Source organism: Caballeronia temeraria, assembly GCF_001544795.2.
Classification (GTDB): Bacteria; Pseudomonadota; Gammaproteobacteria; order Burkholderiales; family Burkholderiaceae; genus Caballeronia; species Caballeronia temeraria.
Genome location: NZ_FCOI02000089.1, coordinates 1 through 2,607, shown reverse-complemented (window position 1 = coordinate 2,607; position 2,607 = coordinate 1). Strand labels below are relative to the sequence as shown.

Sequence of the window (2,607 nt, the reverse complement as noted above, 5' to 3'; positions counted from 1 at the left end):
GTATGCGGTCCTTCAGGGACGCCCTAGCAATGGACGAGTGATTCTCTGATGCTACCTGTCCACGTGGACAGCTGGGATGAGAGTACATGACAGAAGATCGAGATTTGCGTAGCCGTCTGGTAGTCGGCGCGAAGCGGGATGGTCGCCGGGAATACGATCCGCAAGCCCGCGAGGAACTGGTCCAGTTGTGCATGACGTCCAGCGTTTCGATAGCGCGTACGGCGATGGAATACGGCTTGAACCCGAATCTGTTGCGCGAGTGGATCACGCGCTATCAGAAGACACATGCGGCGCGGAATTCGGCGGAGAAGGAACTGAGGCCAGCAGACAGGGCATCGCTTGATGTCACGCCGCCGGCCTTGCGGACTCACGCGCCCGACGTGCCATCACCATTCGTACCGGTCGTTCAGGGGGCTGTGACGGTTGAAGGAGCGGTGTCCGCGCGCACACCATCGATCACGGTTGCCTTGCACATACGTTTGCCCAACGGTGTTGAGTTCGACATCGCAGAGGCGACCATCGACGAGCTGACCACCGTGGTCCAGATGCTCGGGAGGATGCCGTGTTCCGGTTCGACGATAATCTGAAGGTCTACCTGCACCGCGATCCTGTCGACTTCCGCTACGGCATGAACAGTCTGTCGATTCTCGTCGAGCAGTCGATGCGCCTAAATCCGATGGACACGTCGCTTTACATCTTCGGAAACCGACGTCGTGACCGGATAAAGATTCTTGGCTGGGACGGCAGTGGTTTCTGGCTTTTGATAAAGCGATTGGAGAGCAGCCACTTCATCTGGCCAGACAACAAGGCTGAGATCGTGACGATGACGACCAACGTGTTGCACGCGTTGCTCGATGGCGATGACATCACCGCGATACGACGGCATCCGAAGCAGGAATATCGCCGCGTGAGCTGAACAGTGAGGCCGTGCGCTGGTCTAACCCGCCATGCCGATCAATGTCACGATCACCGCCGAGGAATTGAAGGCGTTGCTCGCCGAGCGCGATGCTGCTCGTGCATTGCGAGAAGAACAGGAGGCCTTACGCGGCGCCTTGCGGCTTATGACGGCAGAGCGCGATCTTGCTGAGGAGCGACTCCGAGCCTACCGTCGCGAACTGTTCGGCGCCAAGAGCGAGGCACGAGATTCTAATCAACTTGGCTTGTTCAACGAAGCCGAGGTGCTCGGCGCGAACAGCGCGCCTGCCCAAGAAGACACGCCAGAGACGACGGTTGGCGCGCACAAGCGCAAGAAGCGCGGTCATCGCAAGCCGCTTGATCCAAATCTGCCGCGCGAGGTCGTGAGACACGAACTGCCCGAAGCCGAACGCTTCTGCACGAACGATGGGCACGCGCTCGTCGAGATAGGCGCGGAGATCAGTGAGCAGCTCGATGTGATCCCCGAGCAGCTTCGGGTGATCCAACACCAGCGCGTCAAATATGCGTGCCCTTGCTGTGACCTCGGCATCAAGGTCACGCCGGCGCCGCCGCGCATCATCGCGCGCGGACTGTTCAGCGAATCGGCGCTTGCATGGATCGCCACCGGCAAGTATCAGTTCGGCATGCCGCTCTATCGCCAGGCCGGTCTGCTGTGTCGCTTCGGCGGAGACATCTCGTCGAACACGATCGCCGCCAGCATGGTTCGCGTTGGCCTCGCGACCCAGCCCGTGATCAACCTCATGCGCGATGCGTTGCTCGATGCCGAACTGATCTACTGCGACGAGACGACGTTCCAGGTACTGAAAGAGAAAGGGCGCAAGCCGCAAACGAAGAGCTACCTCTGGGCGCAGATGACCAATTCAGGCATCCCCATCCGCTGCTTCAGCTATACGCCCGGACGCGGTACCAAGCTGGCCGACAAGCTGTTCACGGGGATCCGCAAGGGCGCGGTTCTGATGACTGATGGCTACGAGCCCTACAACGACATCGCTCAACGCTACGAGCTCGTGCACCTCGGATGTTGGGCACACCTAAGACGGTACTTCATCAAAGCGGAGGAGAACGTGCCGAAAGCCGCGCGTTCGCCCGATCTGCTCGCGACACGATTCATCACGCTGATCGGCAAGCTGTTCGCTGCGGAGGCCCGCTCTAAGAAATGGGCAGCTGAGCGACGACAGCGATTGCGACGTCGATACAGCACGCGCATACTCGACGCGATCTACGCTTTAGCCCTCGCGGAGTCGCCGGGTGTCGTACCAAAAAGTTTGCTCGGAAAGGCACTGACCTATCTGCGCGAGCAGTGGCCGAAGCTGATCCGCTACGTCGAGAACGGCACTTGGGCCATCTCGAATAACCCTTGCGAGAATGCGATTCGCCCATTCGTCGTCGGGCGCCGCTCATGGCTTTTTAGCGACACCGTAGCGGGGGCGAACGCAAGTGCAAACCTCTACAGCCTGATCGAAACCTGCAAAGCCGGGGGCATCGATCCCTATCGCTACCTTCACTGGTTGTTCCAACGTCTTCCTCTGGCGAGGACCGTTGACGACTACGACGCGCTGCTTCCTTGGAAGATGCCCGCAGATCTCCGCTGACCCGCATTGCTGACATACATCACGCGCTCTCCACCTTACTCAACCTTACTCCGAGGGGCGTCGTTCGTGGATCGCGTAC

The 2,607-nt window shown here is 59.7% G+C and carries 3 protein-coding genes; all 3 read left to right on the top strand.

Annotated elements, in window-relative coordinates; genetic code table 11:
- Positions 1 to 86 precede the first annotated feature (86 nt).
- From AWB76_RS38490 to tnpC, 3 genes are read left to right on the top strand one after another with little or no spacing between them, the layout of a single operon-like run.
- Positions 87 to 587: a transposase gene (locus AWB76_RS38490; RefSeq protein WP_061165308.1), complete on the top strand. Its 501-nt coding sequence runs from the start codon at positions 87 to 89 to the stop codon at positions 585 to 587.
- The gene (tnpB, locus tag AWB76_RS38485; protein ID WP_008344887.1) at positions 563 to 916 is read left to right on the top strand and encodes an IS66 family insertion sequence element accessory protein TnpB; all 354 of its coding nucleotides are present in this window, start codon (positions 563 to 565) and stop codon (positions 914 to 916) included. Before AWB76_RS38490 ends, tnpB begins: the two co-directional genes overlap by 25 nt.
- A gap of 31 nt (positions 917 to 947) precedes the next feature.
- A complete protein-coding gene (gene tnpC, locus AWB76_RS38480; protein ID WP_061165307.1) occupies positions 948 to 2,528 on the top strand; it encodes an IS66 family transposase in 1,581 nt (526 codons plus the stop codon).
- Positions 2,529 to 2,607: the final 79 nt, after the last annotated feature.

What these genes read in the sequence shown, in the direction of transcription:
- tnpC (WP_061165307.1), top strand. Translation starts at nt 948, where the DNA reads ATGCCGATCAATGTCACGATCACCGCCGAGGAATTGAAGGCGTTGCTC.
- AWB76_RS38490 (WP_061165308.1), top strand. Translation starts at nt 87, where the DNA reads ATGACAGAAGATCGAGATTTGCGTAGCCGTCTGGTAGTCGGCGCGAAG.